The organism is Amycolatopsis aidingensis (assembly GCF_018885265.1).
In the GTDB taxonomy this organism is placed as follows: Bacteria; Actinomycetota; Actinomycetes; order Mycobacteriales; family Pseudonocardiaceae; genus Amycolatopsis; species Amycolatopsis aidingensis.
This window is the reverse complement of record NZ_CP076538.1, coordinates 6,536,042-6,557,093: the sequence shown is the minus strand read 5'-3', so window position 1 is coordinate 6,557,093 and position 21,052 is coordinate 6,536,042. Positions and strand designations below refer to the sequence as shown.

The following is a 21,052-nucleotide window of genomic DNA, read 5'->3' as shown; positions in this document are numbered from 1 at the left end:
GATGGAAATGCCGAGACGCGCCGAGCACCGTTCGCTGGTACGGCCCTATGCCCGTACCGGAGGGCGTACCCGGCCGGAGCGCGATCTCGAGCTGGAGGCGCTGGTGTCCACCAGCGAGCAGGGCAGGCGGCACGAGGGCGCGACCTCGGTGGCGCATCGCGGCATCTGCGACCTGTGCACCGAGACCCGTTCGGTTGCCGAGGTCGCCGCCCATCTTGCGCTGCCGCTTGGCGTGGTGAAGGTGCTCGTCGGTGACCTCGCCGAGGCCGGGCTCGTGCTCATCCACCAGCCCGGCCTGTTCGTCGGCGACCGTTCCTCCCAGGAGTTCCTCGAGCGGGTGCTGGCCGGCCTGCGCGCCCTCTGACCAGGCCACCCCCCCGTCGGAACCTGAACGTGGCGTTCAGGGCGTTCAACGTCCCAATCGTGCCGTTCGCGACATCTAACGTCGCGAACGCCACGTTCAGGGCTTTCGGTCAGTCCTCCACCAGCGCGGCCGAGGTGATCCGGTGCAGCGGGTAACGCTCGCTGTCGGCGCCCTCCAGGACCCCGCCGCCGACCCGCACCGGGGTGACCACCCGCTGGCTCGCGGTGCCGTGCGAGTCCACCAGCCCGATCCAGACCTCACGCTGCTCCCTGGTGGCGCGGGACAGCAGCGCCATGGTGGCCGAGGTGTCGGCGCCACCGCCGCCGGGCAGCCGCGCCACCGAACCGCGCCTGCTGCTCGCCGCGCGGTCGCCCGCCCGTAGGTGCGCGATCACGGCGGTGAGCTGTTCCTGGCTGATCCCGGCCTGCTCGGTGCGCACCGGGCGGGACCGGGGCGCATTCGGCGGGATCCGCCTGCCCGCGGGGCGCAGGTCCACCACCCGGCCGTCCGGGCCCTCCGCCGCCGGGGCGAACCCCGCCTTGCGCAGCTCGTCCAGCACCTCGGCCAGCGGGAACGGGCTGACCAGCACGGTGGGCGCGATCCGGCGCAGCTCCACCTCCCCGGCCGCGGCGCTGCTCAGCACCTCCGCGACCAGCACCTCGTCGTCGCAGCGCAGGAACGAACCCGCGGCGCCGCCGCGCAGCCTGCCGTGCCTGCGCGCCACATCGTCGATCAGATAGGAGAGCGACTGCGGGACCGGCGTCGCCGAACGGGTGGCGAACAGCTCGTGCAGCTCGGCCGCGGTACGCCCGGTGTCCAGTGCCCGCCGCACCGAGGCCTCGGTGACCCGGTAGACCGTGGCGTGCCCCGCCGACTCCACCTCGGCGACGGTCGCCACCTCGGTGGCCAGCTCGGGCTCCAGCGGTCCCGGTGCCACCACCGTGTTGTCCGCCTGCACCAGGATGTGGTCGACCGGGGTCGGCAGCGCCTCGATCATCGCCTCCACCGCCGCGGGCCGGTCGTCCGCCAGCAGCGCGCCGGTGGCCGTGCCCAGGGCGCCGTGCGCCACCAGGCCCAGTGCGGTGCCCTCGGCCATGGTCTGCCGCACCACCTCGTCCCGCAGCCGTCCGCCGCGGCGCGGTGCCCGCCAGGCGAGTACCCGCACCAGCGCCTCCACGCTGTCCACCCCCGCCCCGGCAGGCAGCTCGGCCAGCGTGTCCAGCACCCGGCGTCGGGCCAGTGGCGCCTGCGGCCTGCGCAGCTCCTCGGAGAGCGGGACCAGCGGCTTGTCCTTGGCATCCCGTTGCCCGGCCAGGCCGGGCAGTCGCGGCAGGTCCAGCCACGCCTGGGCGAGGGTGGCCCAGCGCTGGGCGGGAGGGGAGGCCAGCCAGCTGTCGGTGAGCGTGGTCGGCACCCACTCCGGGGTGCCCGCGGCACTGTCGGCGACCAGCCCGGCGCCCGCGGCCAGCTCGACCAGCAGCGTCGCCGTGGCCTCCGGCACCTCGATGTCGCGGGCCAGCCTGCGCAGCTCCCGCACGCCGAGCCCGCCGGACTTCAGCACCGGCGGCGGCTGCGCGGACCAGGCCAGCAGCAGGTTCTCCATCCGGCGCAGCAGCTCCATGGCCTCGCCCGCGCCGGCCTCGTCCACCGCGGTGCGCTCGTGCGCGGTGATCGGCAGCTCCGGTTCCGTCAGGGTGTCCGGCAGGAACAGCCGCCCGCCGCGCAGCGCGATCGCCACCTCCCTCGGCAGCTCCACGGTCTCCGCGTCGCGGCGCAGCAGCAGCCCACGGGCCAGCAGCCGCTGGACCGGGGTGTCAGCCTCGGCCAGTGGAACCTCGGTCGCGGCGTCCCTGGTGCGGCCAACCGGCGGCCCGTCGGCCAGCTTGTCGAGCAGGGCACGCTCGTCCGCGCCGAGCCGCTCCAGCTGGGCTGCCAGGTCGGCGGGGTCGGTCCCGGCCAGCTCGGGCGCGCGGGCGCCGACCCCGGCCGGGTAGGAACCGAGTACCTCACGCAGGGCCGGGGCGACCCGCAGGGCGTCGTCCTCGCCCCAGGCCAGCGCCCGCCCGCGCAGCCGGTCCAGCGCCGGGCCGGGCTGCGCGCCGAGCAGCTCGCCGATGCGGTCGCGGGTGGCAGGCTCGGTGTCGGCATCGACAACCAGCAGCGTTTCCAGCACGGCCAGGGTGAAGGTGTCCAGGTCCTCGCAGGCGCGGGCGATCGACCCCGGGGTGCCTGCCCGGGTCGCGAGCACGCCCGCGTCGGCCGGCGGTGGCGTGGCCAGGTCGCGCCGGGTGCGTAGCAGCGTGGCCAGCGCCTCGTCGGAGACCGAGCGCAGCCAGTCCGCAAGGGAGGTCGCGGGCATCATGTCCGAGGATACGGGGGTGGTCGGTGGTGATCGCCGCCCGCCGGTCAGGCACACTGGACCTGGTTCACGCACGAGTTCGGGAGGATGACGTGGCCAAGGCCGACAACGGTAAGCAGGACCGGATCGACCCCACCTGGCCGAAGGCGGCCGAGGGCGAGCACCCCGTCTCCGAGCTGGCCGCCGACCGGCAGGGCGCCCTCTCCCCGTTCGGGGACGTGACCTTCCCGCTGAAGAAGGTGCCGTACGTGCACCCCGAAACCGAGATCAACTGGCGGGAGTAGTTACCGGCGAGTTGCATACGCCCCGCTCGGGGCGTCGTGACCCGCGCTAGTGTTTGGCGGCAACCAACCAAGCACGCATGCGGGGGTTAGAGCCCATGCCGGTTCCCGGTCCCGGTTATTCGATCACCGTCCGAGTCGAGGCGCCGCCCTCGGCGAGCGCGGCGGGTGACCTGACCACGGCGGTCGGCAAGGTGGGCGGCGTGCTCACGGCCTTCGACGTCGTCGAGTCCCGGTCCGACGCCATCGTCGTCGACATCACCGCGAACGTCTCCTCAGCCGATCACGCCGAGGACATCACCACGGCGCTGAACGGGCTGTCCGGCGTCCGGGTGCGCAAGATCTCCGACCGCACCTTCCTGCTGCACCTCGGCGGCAAGCTGGAGGTGAACCCCAAGGTGGCCCTGCGTAACCGGGATGACCTCTCCCGCGCCTACACGCCCGGAGTGGCCAGGGTCTGCCAGGCCATCGCGGCCAATCCGGAGGACGCGCGCAGGCTCACCATCAAGCGCAACACGGTGGCCGTGGTCACCGACGGCTCGGCCGTGCTCGGCCTCGGCAACATCGGCCCGGCCGCGGCGCTGCCGGTGATGGAGGGCAAGGCGGCGTTGTTCAAGAAGTTCGCCGATGTGGACGCCTGGCCGGTGTGCCTGGACACCCAGGACACCGAAGAGATCATCCGCACCGTGCAGGCGCTGGCCCCGGTGTATGCGGGGATCAACCTGGAGGACATCGCCGCCCCGCGCTGCTTCGAGATCGAGGCGCGGCTGCGCGAGCGGCTGGACATCCCGGTGTTCCACGACGACCAGCACGGCACGGCGATCGTGGTCGTTGCCGCGTTGCGCAACGCGCTGCGGGTGGTCGGCAAGCCGATCGAGCAGTGCAAGATCGTGGTGAGCGGGGTGGGTGCCGCGGGATCGGCGATCATCCGGCTGCTGCTGCGGAAGAACCCCGGCGACGTGGTGGCCGTCGACATCGACGGAATCGTCCATTCCGGACGGTCCAACCTGGACGACAACCTGCGCTGGGTGGCTTCGAACACCAACTCGCACAACGTGTCCGGCACCCTGCATGAGGCGCTGGTCGGGGCGGACGTGTTCATCGGCGTGTCCGCACCGAACCTGTTCGGCGCGGAGCAGGTCGCCACCATGGCCGAGGACGCGGTGGTGTTCGCGCTGGCCAACCCGGATCCGGAGATCGACCCGATCGAGGCGCAGCAACACGCGGCCGTCGTTGCCACCGGCCGCAGCGACTACCCGAACCAGATCAACAACGTGCTGGCGTTCCCCGGGGTCTTCCGCGGGCTGCTGGACGCGCATGCTCACCACATCGACGACGAGATGCTGCTGGCCGCCGCCAACGCCATCGCCGATGTGGTGGACGACGGCAGGCTGAACGCCTCGTTCATCGTGCCCAGCGTGTTCGACTCCGCGGTGGCGCCCGCCGTGGCGGATGCGGTCAAGGCCACCGTGCGCCGGGAGGCTCAGGCGGGCTGAGTATCCGGTTCGGCGGGTTCTTCCCCGGCCGGGACGAGCGTCCGCTGCACCCAGGCCACGTCCCGCCAGGCGCCGTGTTTCCAGCCGATTTGCCGGTAGGTGCCGACCGGCTCGAACCCCATGGCGTGGTGCAGGCCGGCGCTGGCCTCGTTCGGCAGGGTCATCCCGGCGACGGCGGTGCGGAACCCGCGCCCGGCAAGGCGGTCGAACAGCGCCAGGTAGAGCGCGCGGCCGCCGCCGGTGCGCCGCCTTGTGGCGTCCAGGTAGACACTGACCTCGCAGGACCAGCGATACGCCGCCCTGGACTTGAACGGGCTGCCGTAGGCGTAGCCGACCACCGTGCCCGCTTCCTCCAGCACCAGCCAGGCATGCGTGCGGTTCGCGGCGGTGATGCGCTCGGCCATCTCGGCGGCCGAGGGCGGCTCGCTCTCGAACGAGATCGCGGTATCGGTGACATAGGGGGCGTAGATCGCGGCGCAGGCCTCGGCGTCCCGCGCGGAGGCGTCGCGAATCGTCCGGTTTCCGGCGTCCATGGCTATCATCGTAGCTAATCTGAACACTATAGTGCAGGCATGTCGGATCCGTTGTCCGCCTCGCTGGCGGCCACCGTGCACACCGCCCGGCTGGCGCACGGCCTTTCCGTCGGGGCGCTGGCCGAGCGTTCCGGGGTGTCCCGGGCGATGATCGGCAAGATCGAACGCGGGGATGCGCAGCCGACCGCCGCGCTGCTCGGCCGACTCTCCGGTGCCCTCGGCCTGACGCTGTCCGAGCTCATCGCCCGCGCGGAGGGTGGAAGCGGGCGGCTGGCGCGGGCCGCGGAGCAGCCCACCTGGACCGACCCGGACAGTGGCTACCGGCGCCGCGCGGTCTCCCCGCCCGCGGGCGGCCCGCTGGAATTGGTCGAGGTGGAGCTGCCGCCGGGCGCGGAGGTCAGTTACGGCGCCGAGGCGTACGTGTTCAAGTACCAGCAGCTCTGGATCCTGCGCGGCCACCTGCGCTTCCGGGAGGGCGAGGTGGTGCACGAGCTCGAAGAGGGCGACTGCCTGCAGCTCGGCCCGCCGTCCCCGACGTCGTTCCACAACCCGGCCGCCGAACCCTGCCGGTACCTGGTCGCCCTCGCCAAGCGGGACCCGTGGCCCGGCCAACCGGCGGCGCGGGCGGACCCGAACTAGGCTGGGTTCAAGAAGGCGCGCGGTCGCCGAACCCATTTGAGGCAGGGTGTGACATGCGCATCGAACGACTCGACCACCTGGTGCTGACGGTGGCCGATCCGGAAGCCACGATCGCGTTCTACACCGGGGTGCTCGGCATGACCGAGGTGACTTTCCATGGTGGCCGTAGGGCGCTGCGCTACGGCCAGAGCAAGATCAACCTGCACCAGGCCGGTGGCGAGTTCGAGCCGAAGGCCGAGCATGCCACGCCGGGCAGCGCCGACCTGTGTTTCATCACCGTCGACCCGCTCGGCGACCTGGTCGCCGAGCTGGATCGGGCCGGGGTACCGATCGAGGAAGGGCCGGTGCGCAGGACCGGCGCGACCGGCCCGATCACCAGTCTCTACATCCGGGACCCGGATCGGAACCTGATCGAGCTCAGCAACTACGACTGATCGAACCTTTCGGTCACGAACTCGGCGAACCGGCGCGCCGCGGGTGCGGTGGGGCGACGTCGGTACTCGGCGATGCCGATAGTGCGCACCGCTTCCCCCGCGATCGGGACGAGCCGCGCCCCTGCCGGGCCTGCCCGCTGCGGGAGTGCCGGCACGATCGCCACCCCGAGCCCGGACGCGACCAGCCCCATGATGGTCGCGATCTCGGTGCTTTCCATCCCGATCTCCGGGGTGATGCCCGCCTCGGTGAGTAGCCGGTCGGTGATCTGCCGCAGGCCGAACGCGGCACGCAGGGCGATGAACGTCTCCCCTGCCAGCTCGGCGAGGCGCACCGAGTCGCGCGCGGCCAGCCGGTGCCCGCGCGGCACGGCCAGCCACAACCGCTCTTCGGCCAGTGCGTTCCAGGCGATGTCCGGATCATCCGGTTCGGGCCCGGTGATGGCCAGGTCCGCGGCGCCGTCCCTGAGCGCGGCCAGCACGGCGTCGGCCGCGTCGGAGTGCAGCAGGAACCGGGTCTGCGGCTCTCGTTCCCGGTAGGCGCCGATCAGCTCCGGGATCAGCCAGCCGCCGAAGGAGTGCGGGAAGGCCAGGCTGACGGTGCCCCGCCGCGGATCCCGCAACGCGGCCAGCCGGTCCTCGGCGGCGGTGAGCTCGTCCAGCGCTCGCCGGGCATGCTCGCGGTAGGCCTCGCCGTAGCGGTTCAACCGGAGCCGGTGGTGGTCCCGGTCGAACAGCGGCACGCCCAGCTCGGTCTCCAGCCTGCGCAGCGCCCTGGACAGGGTCGGCTGGGTGATGTGCAGCACTGCAGCGGCGTCGGTCACATGCTCGGTCTCGGCCAGGACCAGAAACCAGCGCAGCTCGGCGACGTCCACGCGGCCATTATGCGCCGGGCGTATCGACGTCACGCGATCTGATCATTTTCCGATCCCGCCGGGCAGGACGAGGCTGGATGCCGTACACCCGTCGAGGAGAGGAGCACCGGATGTCGAGCAGCGGGCAGCCCGGGTGGCAGGGACGCTACTTCGAGGACTTCACCGTCGGCGACGTGTACCGGCATCCCCTCGGCCGGACGGTGACCCAGACCGACAACAGTTGGCTGACCTTGCTCACCCAGAACACCGCGCCACTGCACTTCGATGCGCACTACGCGGCACAGACCGAGTTCGGCAAGCCGCTGGTGGACTCCACCTTCACCCTCGCGCTGGTGACCGGGCAGAGCGTCACCGACGTGTCCATGCGCGTCCTGGCCAACCTCGGCTGGGACCGGGTGCGGCTACCGCATCCGGTGTTCGAGGGGGACACCATCTACTCGCAGTCCGAGGTGCTGACGGCGCGGCCGTCCCGGTCCCGCCCCGAGGCTGGCGTGGTCACCGTGCGGACCACCGGCTTCAACCAGCGGGGTGAGGTCGTCATCGTGTTCGAGCGCACCATGCTGATCTACCGGCGGGGGCACGGACCCGAGCTCGCGCGGGTGCGGCCGGTGTGGGACGAGCGCGCGCGGAAGGCCCTGCGGTGACCGGCCCGGCGTCGGCACGGTCCTGGCTGTTCGTGCCGGGGGACCGGCCGGAGCGGTTCGGCAAGGCCGCCGGCAGCGGTGCCGACGCGGTGGTCTGTGACCTCGAGGACGCCGTCGCGCCGGAGCACAAGGTGGCGGCGCGGGACGCGGTCCGCGGATGGCTGGCGACGAACCCCGCGTTCGTCCGGGTCAACGCCACCGATACCGAATGGCACGCCGACGACCTTGCCGCCCTCGCCGACGTGCCCGGCCTGCGCGGACTGCTGTTACCGAAAAGCGAGCAGGTGGACCAGTTGCATGAGCTGGCCCGGATTCTGCCGGAACGGGTGGCCGTGGTCGCGCTGGTGGAGACCGCGCTCGGGGTGCACGAGGCGACCTCGCTCGCCCGCGTCCCCGGCGTGTGCAGGCTGGCCTTCGGCTCGCTGGACTTCGCGCTGGACGCGGGTACCGGAACCGGGCAGGAGGAGCTGCGGTACGCCCGGTCGCGACTGGTGCTGAGCAGCCGGGTGGCCGGTATCGCGTCCCCCGTGGACGGGGTCACCACGGATCTGGACGACCCGGACCGGTGTGCCCGGGACGCCCGCGCGGCCCGGCTGCTGGGTTTCGGTGGCAAGCTCGCCGTGCACCCCCACCAGGTGGAGGTCCTGAACCAGGCATTCCTGCCCACTGCGGCGGAGGTCGACTGGGCGCGCCGGGTACTCACCGCGGTCGCCGAGTCGGGCACCTCGGCGGTACGGGTGGACGGCCAGCTGGTCGACCGGCCACGAGTGGAGCTGGCCCGCGGGGTGCTGGCCGGGTACGAGGAGGAGCGTTGAGCAACACCACGGCTAGCGTCGACAGCCCGAATGACCCGGGGGATGTGCTGCGGCACCTGCGTCCCGGTGCGGATGTGATCGTGCCGATCCAGTTCGGTGAGCCGCAGACCCTGCTGGACACGCTGGAGGGCAGCGCGGAGCGGTTGGAACGGGTGCGGGTGCATCGGATGGATCCGTTCGCCGAGCGCCGGTACATCCGCGGGGAGTTCGGCGATCGGTTGCGGCACGTCGACTACTTTCTCGGTCCGGGTTCGCGGGAGGCGTACTGGGCGGGAACCTGCGATCTGGTACCGAACCATTTCAGTGAGATGCCGTTGTTGCTGCGCAGGGTGACCGACCGTCCGCTGGTGCTGGCGGCGGCCAGCCTGCCCGACCGGCACGGTTACTTCAGCCTGGGCACCAATGCCGACTACACCGCGGCGTTCATCGGTGAGGCTCCGTTCTTCCTCGAGGCCAACGCGAACATGCCGCGCACGTTCGGGCAGAACCAGGTGCACATCAGCCAGGTGGCCGGGTGGTGCCGGGCGGATCGTGCGCTGCCGGAGGTTGTCCCGGTGCCACCGGACGAGCGGGATCACGCCATTGCCGGGCACATCGCGGAGCGCATCGCCGACGGCTCCTGCCTGCAGATCGGTGTCGGCCGCATCCCGGACGCGCTGCTGGCCGCGTTGACCGGCCACCGGGATCTCGGTGTGCACACCGAGGCGCTGTCCGACGGGATGATGGACCTGATCGAGTGCGGCGCCGTCACCGGGACCCGCAAGCACCAGCTGCGCAACAAGCACGTCGCCACGTTCTGCGTCGGTTCGCGGCGGCTGCTGGACTGGTTGGACAACAACAGCTCGGTGGCCATGGTGCCGGTCGACTGGGTGAACGATCCGCGGGTGGTGGCCAGGGAGCCCACCTTCGTCTCGATCAACGCCACCAGTGAGGTGGACCTGATGGGGCAGGCGGCGAGCGAGACGATCGCCGGCCGGTACTGGTCGTCGTCGGGTGGGCAGGCCGATTTCGCCCGCGGCGCGATGTACTCCCCTGGTGGGCAGGCGTTTCTGGTGTTGCACGCGGCGACCAGCTCGGGGGAGAGCCGGATCAAAGCCACGCTGACGCCCGGCAGTGTGGTCACCACCCTGAAGAACACCGTCGATCATGTGGTGACCGAGTACGGAGTTGCTGCGTTGCGCGGCAAGAGCCTGCATGAGCGTGCCATGGCGCTGATCGCCGTCGCGCACCCCGATCACCGGGACCGACTGCGGCACGACGCCCGTGCCGCGGGGCTACTGCGCTGAACACCGTCGAGCAGGAACCGTTGCCGACCGGTGCACAGGGACGACGCCGATGTCCTCGGCCACGGTACTAACCTGCTCGGTATGGCAGAACTGAGCCACCTCGACGAGGCGGGCGCGGCCCGCATGGTCGACGTGTCCGGCAAACAGCCCAGCGCGCGGACCGCGGTCGCCAGCGGCGTGCTGCGGACCACGGCGGAGGTGATCGGCCTGCTCACCGAGGGCGGCCTCGCCAAGGGTGACGCCCTCGCGACGGCCCGGATTGCGGGCATCATGGGGGCCAAGCACACGCCGGACCTGATCCCGTTGTGCCATTCGATCGCCCTTTCCGGGGTGGACGTCGACTTCACCCTCGGCGAGCGAACGGTGGCGATCACGGCGACCGCACGCACCACGGATCGCACCGGGGTGGAGATGGAGGCGCTGACCGCCGTGGCCGTGGCCGGTCTGACCGTGCACGACATGATCAAGGCGGTGGACCCGGCCGCCACCCTGGACGGGGTACGGCTGGAGAGCAAGGACGGCGGCAAGGCGGGCCCCTGGCGGCGTCCGGAAGGGGACGATCGATGAAGAGGACGGCGCGCGTGATCGTCGCGTCCAACCGGGCCGCCACCGGCGTCTACGCCGACCGGACCGGGCCGGTCATCGCGAAATGGCTCAGCGAGCGCTCCTACGAGGTTCCCGAGCCGCTGGTGGTGGCGGACGGGGAGCCGGTGGCCGCCGCGCTGCGGGACTGCCTGGAGCAGGAGCCGCAGGTCGTCATCACCACCGGGGGAACGGGGGTGTCGCCGACCGACCGCACCCCGGAGGCGACCGCGCCGTTGCTGGACTACGAGCTGCCCGGGGTGGCCGACGCCGTGCGCGCGGCCGGCAGCGACAAGGTGCCCACCGCGCTGCTGTCCCGCGGCCTGGCCGGGGTGGCGGGCCGGACCCTGGTGGTCAACCTGCCCGGTTCCCGCGGCGGAGTGCAGGATGGGCTCGAGGTGCTGGCCGACGTGCTCGACCATGCCGTGGACCAGCTAGCCGGGGGCGACCACGCCCCGCACGGCTCGGCAGGAGGGCCGGAGGAGCCGGAGGCGGCGGGGGCCCCGGTCCGGGTGGCGCTGGCCGCCGTGACCGAGGCGACCCTGTCCGTGGACCAGCACGCCGCCATGGTGGAGGACCCCGCCGCGGGGGCCGTGGTGACCTTCGGCGGGGTGGTGCGCGACCACGACGACGGCCGGGCGGTCACCTCGCTGTACTACGAGGGCCACCCGAGCGCGGGCGACGTGCTGGCCAGGGTGGTCTCCGAGGTCGCGGGCCGCAGGCAGGGCCTGCGCGCGGTGGCGGTGAGCCACCGGCTCGGCGCGCTCCAGGTCGGTGATGTGGCGCTGGCCTGCGCGGTCGCCGGGGACCACCGAGCCGAGGCGTTCGCCGCCTGCGCCGAGCTGGTGGACGAGGTCAAGGCGCGGCTGCCGGTGTGGAAGCACCAGCGCTTCACCGACGGCACCGACGAGTGGGTCAACTCCCCCTGACGGCGCCACAGTTCAGGGCTTTGGGTGGGTGGGGATTGGCTCACCGGGGGGCGTGTACGGGGAGAAGAAAAGGTGTAACGGTTCGTGCGCACCGGATAATGCCGGTCCGGTAGTGCTCGATCTTCGCGTCGGAAGCAGGCGGCGAAGGGATATCGGGCATGTACGGCGGTGGTTATCCGAGTGGTGTGGTCCGTGCTCCCCAAGCGCGCGGCGGGCCCGGCAGGGGCTCGGCGTACGTCGTGGTCATCGCGACACTCACGGTCGTCACGTCCTATGGCGCGTTCGAGACGGCGCTGGCGCGGGGCTCGGACCGGACGATGGCGGTGCTGGGCGCCGTGGGGTACGGCCTGTTCAACATGGTGCTGCTCGGCACCACCGCGGGTATCGCGGGATGGCTGGAACGGGTGCTGATCCGGCTGGGCAGGCTGCGCTGGCTGCGGGCGCTGCAGGTCCTGGCCTGCGTCGGCACCGGCTGCACGGTGGCGCTCACCCTGGTGGCGTTCGGCATCACCAGGAAGCTGGTCGACGCGGGGGTGCTGCCCGCGGAGTGGGTCGAGACCGGGCAGCAGGACGCGGTCTACCTGATCGCTCCCGGCGCCATGTTCCTGCTGTCCGCGTACTTCGGCCTGCTGTGCGTGTTCCTGCCCTTGGCGGCCGGGCTTGCTTGGCTGACTTCTCTCGCCCGCGAGCCCGCCCCTGCCGAGGAGCCCCTGCCGTACTACGGCACCGGTATCCGCGGAGTGCTGCGCCGGATGTTCGGCAACGCGTTCTCGCTGGTGCTGGCCCTGGTCGGGCTGGCGCATACGGTGATCGGCCTGTACTTCGTGCTGCCGGTGGTGATCGGTCTCGGGCTGGCCAGCATCGGCGTGCTGTGGGCCGTGGCGGAGCGGCTGACCAGCTGGTGAGCCGGAATGCGAAGGGCCCCACCGCCCGGGGGATATGCGGTGGGGCCCTCGCGCCGGCCTGATCGGCCAGGCGATCCTGCTAGGCAGGAATCACTTGGTGGCGATCTTCTGGCCGACCACGATGTAGTCGGGGTTGGAGATGAACTCCTTGTTCAGCTCGTGCAGCTTCTGGTAGCCGCCCTCGATGTTGTGCTCCTTGGCGATGCTGGTCAGCGTGTCGCCGGCGACAACGGTGTAGTCACCCTCCGGGTTGGACTTGGCCGTCCCGGTGAGCGGGGCCGGAGCCTGCTGCCGCGGGGCCGGCTTCGAGGACTGCTTCTTCGCGGAGCTCGAGCTGGAGCTGCTGCGCTGCTCGGACTTGGCCGAGGAGCCCTGCGTGTTGCTGCCCTGGTAGCTCGCGGCGGAGCCGGCGCGCTTGCCGCAGACCGGCCACGCGCCGATGCCCTGGCCGTCCAGGACACGCTCCGCGACGCGGATCTGCTCCGCCCGGGAGGCGTTGTGCGCCTTGCCGGTGCCGCCGTAGGCCTTCCAGGTGCTGTCCTTGAACTGGAGACCACCGGAGTAGCCATTGCCGGTGTTGATGCTCCAGTTGCCACCGCTCTCACACTGCGCGATGGCATCCCAGTTGACGCTATCGGCCTGCGCGGGGGTCGCAGCGATCGCCAACGGGGCGCCTACCGCCAGGCCCGCGACGGCCACACGGGCGATGTGACGGGAAGCGGCGGACGGCTTGCGGTGTTTACCACGGTAAGTCATCGCGACTCGGTCTCTTCCCCCGCGCCTGCAGTAGCGAGGCAGGTCTCGTGGACCCGGCCGGCCGCGGTGGCCGGCCGACATGACGTCCATGACCAGCGTGCTGCACGTGGTCGCATGTCGGTCCTGTCCCCTCTAGCCCTTGTCCGGAGGTTTTCTTTCGCTCGGGGTACTGGTCCGGGATTCCGCCGGACAAGGTTCGGCGCTACGGAATCCCGGGTCTTGCTGTGGTCGGTCGGGGCCAACCGAGAAGCGACGGTACGTAACGATGACCGTGATCGGAAATTATTCGGCATGTGACCTGTGTCACTGTAACAGCCCAGAAAGTCCGACGATCACGCTGTTTCTGCTGGTCAGAGCGTCGTTATCAGGCTGTTTCCTGTCCGAGATAGAGCACGAAACGTGAGGCTTGAGTCACGTGTTTTTGACGCGAAAGGGCCATTCGCGTGTCGCTCCTACTGGCCGGTAACTTCTCTCAAAAAGCCCTCGAGTCCGCTCAGGTCGTCGGTGTTGATGTGGTCCACGCCCGCCGCCACGAGCTCGGTCCACAGGGCCGTGCGGGCGGGGCCCGGGTTGTCCGGTGTTGCCCAGAAGCGGACCCGTTGCCCGGCCCGGTGCGCGGTGGCCACGATCTCGCGCAGCCGGGCCCGCTCAGCCGCCGGGAAGGTGCCCTCGCCCCGCCAGGAGAACAACCTGGTCCAGTTGTCCGACACCAGCGGCGTCAGCCGCGGGTCGGCGCCGGGGCCGAGATCGGTCTGGTCGGCGATCCGGCCGTCGTGGAACGCCTTGCGGTACCACTGCCCGGAAAGCACCTGCCGCGGCCGGTTGCCGGAAAGCACCACGGTCACCGCCCGGTCCAGGACGTGCCCGGCGAGGTAGGTGCTGAACAGGAAGAAGTAGCGCGGGTGGTGCAGCCGCTCGCGCAGCGCGGCGTAGGTTTCCGCCGCCCCGCTCTTGATATCCACCAGCAGCTGGAAGTTCCGCTCACCGCCGGCCGCGGGCCTGCGGTGCACCCGGCCGTGGTTGGCCAGCACGCGACGGCGCAGTGGTTCCAGGTACAGCGCCTCCAGGGTGCGCCCCGGCCGCAGGTCCTCCGGGTCGTGGCCGACCAGCAGCTCACCGTCCACCAGGTAGATGTCGGCCTCGACGCTGGTGAACCCGTGCCCCAGCGCGTCCAGCAGCGGGTGCGGATGCTCGTAGTCGTTGTGCGCATGCGCCTGCGCGAGGGGGCGGGCAGGTGGCTGGGCCGGACGAGGCTCGGCCGCGGCCGGTGCGCTCAGCAGGCCGAGTGCGGCCAGCACACTGAGCAGGAGGGCACTGGCGCGACGCGAGCTCGTCATGGCGGCCAGCCTCGGCGCCGGGTAAGGCCAGGCGGTGAACGGATCATCGCGCCGCGGTCACGAACCCCCGAACATCGGGGGTACCCAGGTAGTTTGCCCGGTTTTCAGCCTCCAGCGAACGGCGGCAGCACGTCCAGCTCCGCCCCGTCCGGCAGGGTCAGGGTGACGTCCCGCACGGCCACCCCGTCCAGCAGGAAGCTGGCCGCGTCCAGGATGCGGTCCAGCCCGCCGGGATGCCTGCCGCGCAACGCCCGCACCGCGTCCGAGACGGTGGCACCGGGCGGCAGGGTGAGCGTCTCCTCCTCCTGCCCGGCCGCCGCCCGTGCGGAGGCGAAGAAACGGACCATCACCGTGGTCTCGTGCCGCTGAATGTCCTCCGGTGCCGCGCTGGACGGCAGGTCCACGGCTCAGCCCCCGATCGCGCTCATCGGCCGGATCGGCTGCGCGAACCCGGCCTCGTTGATCTCGTGGCCCGCCAGCTTGCCCCACATGGCGTCCCGCCAGGCCACGGCAAGGTCCTCGTCGCCTGCGCCGCCACGCAGCAACCCGCGCAGGTCGGTCTCATCGGTGCTGAACAGGCAGGAGCGCACCGCGCCGTCGGCGGTGAGCCTGGTGCGCTCGCAGGCGGCGCAGAACGGCCTGGTCACCGAGGCGATCACGCCGACCTCCTGCGGTCCGCCATCCACCAGCCAGCGTTCGGCCGGTGCGCCGCCGCGCTCGGCGGGACTCGGGGTGAGCTCGAACTCGGTACGCAGCAGGTCCAGGATCTCCGCCGCGGTGATCATCTCGGCCCGGTTCCAGCCATGCTGGGCGTCCAGCGGCATCTGCTCGATGAACCGCAGGTGGTAGCCCTGCTCCAGGCAGAACCGCAGCAGCCCGGGAGCCTCGTGCTCGTTCACTCCCCGGATCAGCACCGCGTTGACCTTCACCGGGTCCAGCCCGGCCGCGCGGCTGGCGGCGAGCCCGGCCAGCACATGCGGCAGCCGGTCCCGGCGCGCGAGTCGCTGGAAGGTGTCCCGGTCGATCGAGTCCAGCGAGATGTTGATCCGGTCAAGGCCGGCCTCGGCGAAGGCCGCGGCCCGCTTGGCCAGCCCGATGCCGTTGGTGGTCATCGCGATCCGGGGTCGGGGGCGCAGCGCGGCGATCCGGGCGACCAGGCCCTCCAGCCCGGGACGCAGCAACGGCTCGCCCCCGGTGAGCCGGATGTCGGTGACGCCGAGCCGTTCCACCGCAACCCGCAGCAACCGCTCCAGTTCGTCATCGGTGAGCACCTGCTCCTCCGCCGCCCACTCCAGCCCTTCCTCTGGCATGCAGTAGGTGCAACGCAGGTTGCACTTGTCGGTCAGCGAGACCCGCAGGTCGGTCGCCACCCGGCCGTAGGTGTCGAGCAGTGCTGGGGTGTCCGGACGCGGTGTCGAATGCGCCACGCGCGCGCCCGGAACCCTGGGAAGTCCGAGATCAACCGCTGTCACCCATCCCAGCGTAGCCGCACACCGGCCACTCGTAAAATGTCTTACATACCAAGATATTTGGAACTGCCGGGAGGAGATCGGTGCACACAGAGGACGCTCGCGGCGATCCGGTGCCCGCCGAGACGCTGGCCCGCTTCGCCGAGCTCGGGCGTGCGGAGAGCACCGTCACCGTGCTGTTGCACGCCAGGCTCGCGGAACGGATCGGCCTCTCCGCCACCGACCACAAGGCGCTGGAGTTGCTCACCCACTGGCGGTGCCCGCTGACCGCGGGGCGGCTCGCCGAGCTGACCGGGCTGTCCACCGGCGCGGTGACCGGGGTGATCGACCGGCTGGAGCGCGCCGGGTTCGTGCGGCGGATGCGGGATCCGGCCGACCGGCGCAAGGTGCTGGTGGACGTCCTCGCCGAGGGTAGGGCGAAGGCGGCGCCCGCGGCGGAACTGCCGCTGCGACTCACCGAACGGGTGCTGGCCGAGTTCGCGCCCGGCGAACTCGAGGTGGTGGAGCGGTTCCTCCGCAGGCGGCTCGAGCTGACCGAGGCGGAGGCCTTCGTGGGGATGGAGATTCCGCACCTGCGGAGATAGTCTCCCGTTTATGCCGCATTTTCGGTTCTCCGAGGCCGCCCGGCTGCTCGGCGTCAGCGATGACACGGTGCGCAGGTGGGTGCGGGCCGGGCAGCTGTCGGCGGACACCGACGCGGCGGGCCGCAAGGTGGTGGACGGTGCCGAACTGGCCGCCTTCGCCCGCGGACAGGCCGAGGAGCCGCCCGACCCCTCGGGCGTGGGCCGCTCGGCCCGCAACCGGTTCGTCGGGCTGGTCACCGAGGTCGTCGCCGACACCGTGATGGCCAAGGTCGAGCTGCAGTGCGGGATGCACCGGCTGGTCTCGCTGATGACCGCGGACGCGGTACGCGAGCTCGACCTGCGCCCCGGGGTGCTCGCGGTGGCGGTGGTCAAGGCGACCCATGTGGTGGTGGAGACCCCGGGAGGTGCCCGATGAAGCGGGTGGCTTCCTTATTACTGTGTGCCTGCCTCGCGGCCGGCGCGTGCACCGCGCAGGGGGCAGGGGACCGCACCGTGACCGTGTTCGCCGCCGCCTCGCTGACCGAGTCCTTCGGTGCGCTCGCCGAGGAGTTCGAGGCCGAGCACCCCCGCGTGCGGGTGCGGCTGAACCTGGCAGGCTCGAGCAGGCTGGCCCAGCAGATCGTGGCCGGGGCGCCTGCCGACGTGTTCGCCTCGGCCAACGAGGCCACCATGCGCACGGTCACCGAGGCGGGCCGCGCCGAGCACGAGCCCCGGGTCTTCGCCACCAACGAGCTGGCCATCGCCGTGGCGCCGGGAAACCCGCACGGCATCACCTCCTTCGCCGACCTGGCCCGCGACGAGCTGACCGTGGTGGTCTGCGCCCCGCAGGTCCCGTGCGGGGCGGCCACCGAGCGGGTGGAGCGGGCCAGCGGCGTGACCCTGCGCCCGGCCAGCGAGGAGCAGGACGTCAGGGCCGTGCTGACCAAGGTCCAGGCCGGCGAGGCCGACGCGGGCGTGGTGTACGGCACCGATGTGCGCGCCGCGGGCGAGCGGGTGTCCGCGGTGCGCTTCCCCGAGGCGAGCCGGGCGGTCAACCGCTACCCGATCGCCGTGCTCACCGGCGCCGAACAGCCGGAACCCGCCCGGTGGTTCACCGAGTTCGTGCTCGGCCCCACCGCAAGGAAACGACTGCTCGAGGCCGGGTTCGGTGCGCCCTGAGCGCCCCGGCGGCCGGGTGCCATGGCCGCTGTGGATTCCGGCCGCGCTCGGGCTGGCGCTGGTCGCGCTCCCGGTCGCCGGGCTGCTGCTGCGCGCCGACCTGGCCCGGCTGCCCGGGCTGCTGACCACCCCGGCCGCGCTGCACGCGCTGCGGCTGTCCCTGCTGACCGCCGCCCTTTCCACCCTGGCCTGCCTGCTGCTTGGCGTGCCACTGGCGGTGGTGCTGGCTCGCGCGCGGCTGCGCGGGGTGCGGCTGCTGCGCGCGGTGGTGTTGCTGCCGCTGGTGCTGCCACCGGTGGTCGGCGGCCTGGCGCTGCTGTACCTGCTCGGCCGCAACGGCTTCCTCGGCTACCTGCTGGCGGTCACCGCCGGGGTGCGGGTGCCGTTCACCACCGCGGCCGTGGTGCTCGCGCAGACCTTCGTGGCCATGCCCTTCCTTGTGGTCAGCCTGGAGGGCGCGCTGCGCGGGGCCGGTGCGGACTACGAGCGGGTGGCGGCCACCCTCGGCGCGCGGCCGCTGACCGCCTTCCGCCGGGTCACCGTCCCGCTGCTGCTGCCCGCGATCGGCTCCGGCGCGGTGCTCAGCTTCGCCAGGGCGCTCGGCGAGTTCGGCGCGACCATCACCTTCGCGGGCAGCCTGCAGGGGGTGACCAGGACGTTGCCGCTGGAGGTCTACACCAAGGCCGAGGTGGACACCGACAGCGCCGTGGCGCTGTCCCTGCTGCTGGTCGTGGTGGCCGTGCTGGTGATCGCCATCGCCAGGCCGAGGGCGTGGGAGGGCACCCGGTGAGCCTGCACGCCGAGCTGGAGCTGACCCGCGGCGCGTTCCGGCTCGCCGCCACCCTGGAGGTGCCCGCGGGGCAGGTGCTGGCGATCCTGGGGCCGAACGGCTCCGGCAAGTCCACCGTCCTCGGCTGCCTGGCCGGGCTGCTGGACCCGGACCCCGCCCGGATCACCCTCGCGGGCCGCACGCTGACCGACTCGGCCACCGGGACGCGGGTGCCCCCGCACGAACGTGGGGTCGGCCTGCTGGCCCAGGACCCGCTGCTGTTCCCGCATCTGTCCGTGCTGGACAACGTCGCCTTCGGGCCCCGCTCGCGCGGGGCACGCCGGGCCGGGGCCGCGCGCACCGCGCGGCACTGGCTGGCCGAGGTGGGCGCGGCCGAGCTGGCCGGGCGCAGGCCGGCCCAGCTCTCCGGTGGGCAGGCGCAGCGGGTGGCGGTGGCCCGCGCGCTGGCTGGACGCCCCGGCCTGCTGCTGCTGGACGAGCCGCTGGCCGCCCTGGACGTGGACGCCGCCCCGGCGCTGCGCGGGCTGCTGCGCCGGGTGCTGCGCGCGGACTCCCGCACCGCCGTACTGGTCACCCACGACCCGCTGGACGCGCTCGCCCTCGCCGACCAGGTACTCGTGCTCTCCGGCGGCAGGGTGGTGGAGCGCGGGCCGACCAGGATGGTGCTTTCCGCGCCGCGGACCGCGTTCACCGCCCGGATCGCCGGGCTGAACCTGGTCGCGGGCATCGCCACCGGAACCGGGCTGCGCACCGCGGCCGGCGAGCCGATCACCGGGATGCTCGCCGGGGACGCCGTCCCGGGTGAGCCCGCGGTGGCGGTGTTCGCGCCCGGCACGGTGGCGGTCTACCCGGAAGGGCAGGCCCCGGACGGCAGCCCGCGCAACACCGTCCTGGCGACGGTGGGCACCCTCGAACCGCAGGGCTCCCTGGTGCGGATGCGGGCCACCGGCACCGGCTGGGCCGCGGGCGTCGCCGCCGACCTCACCCCGGCCGCGGTCGCCGACCTGGGGCTGGAGCCGGGCAGCCCGGTCCGCCTGGCGATCAAGGCCACCACGGTGCTGATCCATCCGGCACCATAGGCGCCATGACCGAGCAGCGGTGGAACTACCTGACCGATATGGACGGCGTGCTGGTGCAGGAGGAGCACCTGGTGCCGGGCGCCGACGAGTTCCTCGGGGAGCTCAGGGCGAACGGGACCAAGTTCCTCGTCCTGACCAACAACTCCATCTACACCCCGCGCGACCTGCGGGCGAGGTTGCTGCGCACCGGGCTGGACGTGCCCGAGTCGGCCATCTGGACCTCCGCGCTGGCCACCGCCAAGTTCCTGGACTCGCAACGGCCGAACGGCTCGGCCTTCGTGATCGGCGAGGCGGGGCTGACCACCGCCCTGCACGAGGCCGGGTACGTGCTGACCGACCGGGAGCCGGACTACGTGGTGCTCGGCGAGACGCGCACCTACAGCTTCACCGCGATCACCAAGGCGATCCGGATGATCGAGGACGGGGCCCGGTTCATCGCCACCAACCCGGACGCCACCGGGCCGAGCCGGGAGGGCATCCTGCCCGCGACCGGCTCGATCGCCGCGCTGATCGAGCGGGCCACCGGCCGCCAGCCGTACTACGTCGGCAAGCCGAACCCGCTGATGATGCGTTCCGCGCTGCGGGCGCTGGGCGCGCACTCCGAGCACACCCTGATGATCGGCGACCGGATGGACACCGATGTGCACTCCGGGATCGAGGCCGGACTGCAGACCATCCTGGTGCTCACCGGGATCTCCACCGCCGAGACGGCCGAGCGCTACCCGTACCGGCCGACCCTGGTCCTGGACTCCATCGCTGACCTGGTCGGACGCACTTCGGACCCGTTCCAGGTGGCCTGAACCGGTACCGCGCGCCGCCGGGGCTTATCGTCGTGGGGGTGAGTGAGGAGCAGGGGCCCGCGACCTACGTCGTCGGTGACGTGCACGGGCACCGCGCGGAGCTGGTCGAGCAGCTGCGCGCCCGCGGCCTTGTCGACGAGTCCGAGGACTGGGCGGGCGGTGCGGCAAGGGTGTGGTTCCTCGGCGACTTCGTGGACCGGGGGCCGGACGGGATCGGCGCGGTGGACCTGGTGATGCGGTTGCAGCGGCAGGCTCCCGAGGCCGGTGGCTCGGTGCAGACCCTGCTCGGCAACCACGAGATCCTGCTGCTGGGGATGTACCACTTCGGCGACACCGACGTGCCGTCGGACTTCGGTCCGCGCAGCTTCGCCCGCAGCTGGGAGATCAACGGCGGGCAGCAGGCCGACCAGGAGCGGCTCACCGAGGAACACGTCGAGTGGCTGTCCACCCGGCCACTGGTCGCGCACGCCGCCGACCACCTGCTGCTGCATTCCGACACCCTGGAGTACCTGGACTGGGGGGACGACGCCGAGGAGATCAACGCCGGCGTGCACGAGGTGCTCGCGGGCGACGACATCGAGGAGTGGTGGGAGGTCTGGCGGCGGATGACCACCAGGTACGCCTTCCGCGGCCCGAACGGCGCCGAGGTGGCCGGCGCCATGCTGAGCCTGCTCGGCGGCAGCCGGATCGTGCACGGGCACAGCGTGATCGCCGACCAGCTCGGCATCCACCCCAGCCAGATCGAGGAGCCGTACCTGTACGCGGGCGGTACCGTGCTCGGCGTGGACGGCGGGCTGTTCGCCGGTGGACCCTGCCTCGTGGTGCCACTGCCATGGGAACCAACGGAGTAACCGGCCCGCTACTTTCGTCGGCCGCCGTTCCCAGCCCGGTTCGCTGAGCTGCGGTTACCAGTCGCCGTTCCGCGGTGGGAAAATTCGGC

Annotated in this window: 25 protein-coding genes; 18 read left to right on the top strand and 7 right to left on the bottom strand. The window is 72.0% G+C overall.

Annotated features, from left to right (window positions below):
• Position 1 precedes the first annotated feature (1 nt).
• Entirely contained in the window at positions 2-364 is a 363-nt protein-coding gene (locus KOI47_RS29925) for a DUF742 domain-containing protein (RefSeq protein ID WP_216210092.1), read from the top strand.
• 109 nt (positions 365-473) lie between these two features.
• Here KOI47_RS29925 and KOI47_RS29920 read toward each other — a convergent pair whose 3' ends face one another.
• Positions 474-2,723 (bottom strand): helicase-associated domain-containing protein, encoded by a 2,250-nt coding sequence (locus tag KOI47_RS29920; RefSeq protein ID WP_216210090.1) that lies wholly within the window; start codon positions 2,721-2,723, stop codon positions 474-476.
• A 92-nt stretch (positions 2,724-2,815) separates the two neighbouring features.
• Here KOI47_RS29920 and KOI47_RS29915 point away from each other — a divergent pair, with 92 nt between their 5' ends.
• Both KOI47_RS29915 and KOI47_RS29910 read left to right on the top strand, forming a co-directional pair.
• Complete coding sequence (locus KOI47_RS29915) at positions 2,816-3,007, top strand: hypothetical protein (protein ID WP_216210088.1); 192 nt, start codon at positions 2,816-2,818, stop codon at positions 3,005-3,007.
• Between the two features lie 95 nt (positions 3,008-3,102).
• Positions 3,103-4,500: an NAD-dependent malic enzyme gene (locus KOI47_RS29910; protein WP_216210087.1), complete on the top strand. Its 1,398-nt coding sequence runs from the start codon at positions 3,103-3,105 to the stop codon at positions 4,498-4,500.
• On the opposite strand, the gene KOI47_RS29905 is transcribed toward KOI47_RS29910, so the two are convergent.
• Positions 4,488-5,033: an arsinothricin resistance N-acetyltransferase ArsN1 family B gene (locus tag KOI47_RS29905; RefSeq protein WP_408629863.1), complete on the bottom strand. Its 546-nt coding sequence runs from the start codon at positions 5,031-5,033 to the stop codon at positions 4,488-4,490. The two genes, KOI47_RS29910 and KOI47_RS29905, sit on opposite strands and share 13 nt — an antisense overlap.
• Before the next feature lie 39 nt (positions 5,034-5,072).
• Between KOI47_RS29905 and KOI47_RS29900 the strand changes: the two genes are divergently transcribed.
• Together KOI47_RS29900 and KOI47_RS29895 are read left to right on the top strand one after the other, a co-directional pair.
• Entirely contained in the window at positions 5,073-5,672 is a 600-nt protein-coding gene (locus KOI47_RS29900) for a helix-turn-helix domain-containing protein (protein WP_216210083.1), read from the top strand.
• A gap of 53 nt (positions 5,673-5,725) precedes the next feature.
• A complete protein-coding gene (locus tag KOI47_RS29895) occupies positions 5,726-6,106 on the top strand; it encodes a VOC family protein (RefSeq protein ID WP_216210081.1) in 381 nt (126 codons plus the stop codon).
• On the opposite strand, the gene KOI47_RS29890 is transcribed toward KOI47_RS29895, so the two are convergent.
• Complete coding sequence (locus KOI47_RS29890) at positions 6,097-6,978, bottom strand: LysR family transcriptional regulator (RefSeq protein ID WP_216210079.1); 882 nt, start codon at positions 6,976-6,978, stop codon at positions 6,097-6,099. The genes KOI47_RS29895 and KOI47_RS29890 overlap by 10 nt on opposite strands.
• Before the next feature lie 110 nt (positions 6,979-7,088).
• Here KOI47_RS29890 and KOI47_RS29885 point away from each other — a divergent pair, with 110 nt between their 5' ends.
• The 6 genes from KOI47_RS29885 to KOI47_RS29860 all read left to right on the top strand — a co-directional run bounded on the left by KOI47_RS29885 (position 7,089) and on the right by KOI47_RS29860 (position 12,139).
• Complete coding sequence (locus tag KOI47_RS29885; protein ID WP_216210077.1) at positions 7,089-7,622, top strand: MaoC family dehydratase; 534 nt, start codon at positions 7,089-7,091, stop codon at positions 7,620-7,622.
• Positions 7,619-8,437, top strand: coding sequence for an HpcH/HpaI aldolase/citrate lyase family protein (locus KOI47_RS29880; RefSeq protein ID WP_216210075.1), 819 nt, complete (start codon positions 7,619-7,621; stop codon positions 8,435-8,437). Before KOI47_RS29885 ends, KOI47_RS29880 begins: the two co-directional genes overlap by 4 nt.
• Entirely contained in the window at positions 8,434-9,723 is a 1,290-nt protein-coding gene (locus KOI47_RS29875) for an acetyl-CoA hydrolase/transferase family protein (RefSeq protein WP_216210073.1), read from the top strand. The genes KOI47_RS29880 and KOI47_RS29875 overlap by 4 nt, the downstream gene beginning before the upstream one ends.
• Positions 9,724-9,804: 81 nt before the next feature.
• Positions 9,805-10,290, top strand: a complete 486-nt coding sequence (gene moaC, locus KOI47_RS29870) for a cyclic pyranopterin monophosphate synthase MoaC (protein WP_216210071.1) — start codon at positions 9,805-9,807, stop codon at positions 10,288-10,290.
• On the top strand, positions 10,287-11,234 hold the full coding sequence (locus KOI47_RS29865; protein ID WP_216210069.1) for a molybdenum cofactor biosynthesis protein MoaE: 948 nt from the start codon (positions 10,287-10,289) through the stop codon (positions 11,232-11,234). Before moaC ends, KOI47_RS29865 begins: the two co-directional genes overlap by 4 nt.
• Before the next feature lie 185 nt (positions 11,235-11,419).
• Positions 11,420-12,139 (top strand): hypothetical protein, encoded by a 720-nt coding sequence (locus tag KOI47_RS29860; RefSeq protein WP_216210067.1) that lies wholly within the window; start codon positions 11,420-11,422, stop codon positions 12,137-12,139.
• 90 nt (positions 12,140-12,229) lie between these two features.
• On the opposite strand, the gene KOI47_RS29855 is transcribed toward KOI47_RS29860, so the two are convergent.
• From KOI47_RS29855 to moaA, 4 genes are all read right to left on the bottom strand, one after another.
• Positions 12,230-12,895 (bottom strand): LysM peptidoglycan-binding domain-containing protein, encoded by a 666-nt coding sequence (locus tag KOI47_RS29855; RefSeq protein ID WP_216210065.1) that lies wholly within the window; start codon positions 12,893-12,895, stop codon positions 12,230-12,232.
• 452 nt (positions 12,896-13,347) lie between these two features.
• Positions 13,348-14,232 (bottom strand): phosphatidylinositol-specific phospholipase C/glycerophosphodiester phosphodiesterase family protein, encoded by an 885-nt coding sequence (locus tag KOI47_RS29850; protein WP_216210062.1) that lies wholly within the window; start codon positions 14,230-14,232, stop codon positions 13,348-13,350.
• Between the two features lie 104 nt (positions 14,233-14,336).
• Positions 14,337-14,579, bottom strand: coding sequence for a MoaD/ThiS family protein (locus KOI47_RS29845; protein WP_216217653.1), 243 nt, complete (start codon positions 14,577-14,579; stop codon positions 14,337-14,339).
• 60 nt (positions 14,580-14,639) lie between these two features.
• Entirely contained in the window at positions 14,640-15,704 is a 1,065-nt protein-coding gene (gene moaA, locus KOI47_RS29840) for a GTP 3',8-cyclase MoaA (RefSeq protein WP_216210059.1), read from the bottom strand.
• 80 nt (positions 15,705-15,784) lie between these two features.
• Between moaA and KOI47_RS29835 the strand changes: the two genes are divergently transcribed.
• From KOI47_RS29835 to KOI47_RS29805, 7 genes are read left to right on the top strand one after another with little or no spacing between them, the layout of a single operon-like run.
• Entirely contained in the window at positions 15,785-16,285 is a 501-nt protein-coding gene (locus KOI47_RS29835) for a MarR family winged helix-turn-helix transcriptional regulator (protein ID WP_232376348.1), read from the top strand.
• A gap of 10 nt (positions 16,286-16,295) precedes the next feature.
• Positions 16,296-16,700: a TOBE domain-containing protein gene (locus tag KOI47_RS29830; RefSeq protein WP_216210057.1), complete on the top strand. Its 405-nt coding sequence runs from the start codon at positions 16,296-16,298 to the stop codon at positions 16,698-16,700.
• Complete coding sequence (modA, locus tag KOI47_RS29825) at positions 16,697-17,443, top strand: molybdate ABC transporter substrate-binding protein (protein ID WP_216210055.1); 747 nt, start codon at positions 16,697-16,699, stop codon at positions 17,441-17,443. Before KOI47_RS29830 ends, modA begins: the two co-directional genes overlap by 4 nt.
• A 16-nt stretch (positions 17,444-17,459) precedes the next feature.
• Entirely contained in the window at positions 17,460-18,233 is a 774-nt protein-coding gene (locus KOI47_RS29820) for an ABC transporter permease (protein WP_216217651.1), read from the top strand.
• Positions 18,230-19,312, top strand: a complete 1,083-nt coding sequence (locus KOI47_RS29815; protein WP_216210053.1) for a sulfate/molybdate ABC transporter ATP-binding protein — start codon at positions 18,230-18,232, stop codon at positions 19,310-19,312. Before KOI47_RS29820 ends, KOI47_RS29815 begins: the two co-directional genes overlap by 4 nt.
• Before the next feature lie 5 nt (positions 19,313-19,317).
• Positions 19,318-20,112, top strand: coding sequence for an HAD-IIA family hydrolase (locus tag KOI47_RS29810; RefSeq protein WP_216210051.1), 795 nt, complete (start codon positions 19,318-19,320; stop codon positions 20,110-20,112).
• Between the two features lie 38 nt (positions 20,113-20,150).
• A complete protein-coding gene (locus tag KOI47_RS29805) occupies positions 20,151-20,963 on the top strand; it encodes a metallophosphoesterase (protein WP_216210049.1) in 813 nt (270 codons plus the stop codon).
• Positions 20,964-21,052: the final 89 nt, after the last annotated feature.

Coding starts and splice junctions, on each gene's coding strand:
- KOI47_RS29900 (WP_216210083.1), top strand. CDS start 5,073: ATGTCGGATCCGTTGTCCGCCTCGCTGGCGGCCACCGTGCACACCGCC.
- KOI47_RS29910 (WP_216210087.1), top strand. CDS start 3,103: ATGCCGGTTCCCGGTCCCGGTTATTCGATCACCGTCCGAGTCGAGGCG.
- KOI47_RS29830 (WP_216210057.1), top strand. CDS start 16,296: ATGCCGCATTTTCGGTTCTCCGAGGCCGCCCGGCTGCTCGGCGTCAGC.
- KOI47_RS29925 (WP_216210092.1), top strand. CDS start 2: ATGGAAATGCCGAGACGCGCCGAGCACCGTTCGCTGGTACGGCCCTAT.
- KOI47_RS29865 (WP_216210069.1), top strand. CDS start 10,287: ATGAAGAGGACGGCGCGCGTGATCGTCGCGTCCAACCGGGCCGCCACC.
- KOI47_RS29905 (WP_408629863.1), bottom strand. CDS start 5,033: ATGGACGCCGGAAACCGGACGATTCGCGACGCCTCCGCGCGGGACGCC.
- KOI47_RS29885 (WP_216210077.1), top strand. CDS start 7,089: ATGTCGAGCAGCGGGCAGCCCGGGTGGCAGGGACGCTACTTCGAGGAC.
- modA (WP_216210055.1), top strand. CDS start 16,697: ATGAAGCGGGTGGCTTCCTTATTACTGTGTGCCTGCCTCGCGGCCGGC.
- KOI47_RS29850 (WP_216210062.1), bottom strand. CDS start 14,232: ATGACGAGCTCGCGTCGCGCCAGTGCCCTCCTGCTCAGTGTGCTGGCC.
- KOI47_RS29855 (WP_216210065.1), bottom strand. CDS start 12,895: ATGACTTACCGTGGTAAACACCGCAAGCCGTCCGCCGCTTCCCGTCAC.
- KOI47_RS29920 (WP_216210090.1), bottom strand. CDS start 2,723: ATGCCCGCGACCTCCCTTGCGGACTGGCTGCGCTCGGTCTCCGACGAG.
- moaC (WP_216210071.1), top strand. CDS start 9,805: ATGGCAGAACTGAGCCACCTCGACGAGGCGGGCGCGGCCCGCATGGTC.
- KOI47_RS29810 (WP_216210051.1), top strand. CDS start 19,318: ATGACCGAGCAGCGGTGGAACTACCTGACCGATATGGACGGCGTGCTG.
- KOI47_RS29845 (WP_216217653.1), bottom strand. CDS start 14,579: ATGGTCCGTTTCTTCGCCTCCGCACGGGCGGCGGCCGGGCAGGAGGAG.
- KOI47_RS29895 (WP_216210081.1), top strand. CDS start 5,726: ATGCGCATCGAACGACTCGACCACCTGGTGCTGACGGTGGCCGATCCG.